Source organism: Arthrobacter sp. 2RAF6, assembly GCF_052115205.1.
In the GTDB taxonomy this organism is placed as follows: Bacteria; Actinomycetota; Actinomycetes; order Actinomycetales; family Micrococcaceae; genus Arthrobacter.
In genome coordinates this window covers 1-802 of sequence record NZ_JBFRGF010000108.1, presented here as the reverse complement: position 1 = coordinate 802, position 802 = coordinate 1, and the positions used below count along the sequence as shown (strand labels likewise).

General features: G+C 64.8%; 1 protein-coding gene and 1 pseudogene. Both read left to right on the top strand.

Annotated elements, in window-relative coordinates:
* A pseudogene (locus AB4Z38_RS25690) lies at positions 1-308 on the top strand (MFS transporter); the annotation flags it as partial.
* A 51-nt stretch (positions 309-359) separates the two neighbouring features.
* Positions 360-802, top strand: a 443-nt coding sequence (locus AB4Z38_RS25685; RefSeq protein WP_441432335.1) for an alpha-L-rhamnosidase N-terminal domain-containing protein, incomplete at its 3' end; no start/stop codon positions are given.

Sequence of the window (802 nt, the reverse complement as noted above, 5' to 3'; positions counted from 1 at the left end):
CCCACTCCTTCATCACCCTGCTTGTCGGCGCACTCATCATGCAGTGCGCAATCGCCCTCTTCAGCGCGGTGGACGGAGCCATCATCTTCGCCGTGCTGCCCGACCGGGCACAGGCCGGACGCTACATGGCCGTCGTCGGCTTCGCACAACGGATCCCCAGCGCAATAGCCCCCCTCCTGGCACCCTTCATCATCGTCCTGGGAGCGGCAGGGGCCGAGAAGAACTACACCGCCCTCTACCTCACCGGTGCCGCGCTGGCCCTCTTGGGAAGCATCATCATCTTCCTGAAGGTCAAGTCGGTGCGCTAACGCCACGATCCGCCAACAATCACGCCTACCGACAAGAGAGCTGAAACACCCATGGGCAACACGCTCAGAACCCCGCCAAACCTGGCGCCGACCCCTGCCGAAACAGGACCCGTGAACTGGACGGCCAAGTGGATTTCGCCGATGGAGTCCGAAGAAGCCGCCGCCCGGGACGAGCGCGGGGCCCACGTCCTCCGTAAGTCATTTGACCTCCCCGCCCGGCCCGCCGCAGCCACACTCTACGCCACCGCACTCGGCGTGTATGAGGCATTCGTCAACGGAATCCGGGTGGGAGACATCGAACTGGCACCGGGTTCGACAAGCTACGACGAAACCCTGTACGCCCAACAGTACGACGTCGCGGACCTTCTCATCCCTGGCAGCAACCGGATCGACATCGTCCTCTCGGACGGGTGGTACCGCGGCAGGAACAGCGGGGCCCGGCGCCGGAACGTCTGGGGCAACACCACCGCCGCTCTCGCGCAGCTCGAGATCGA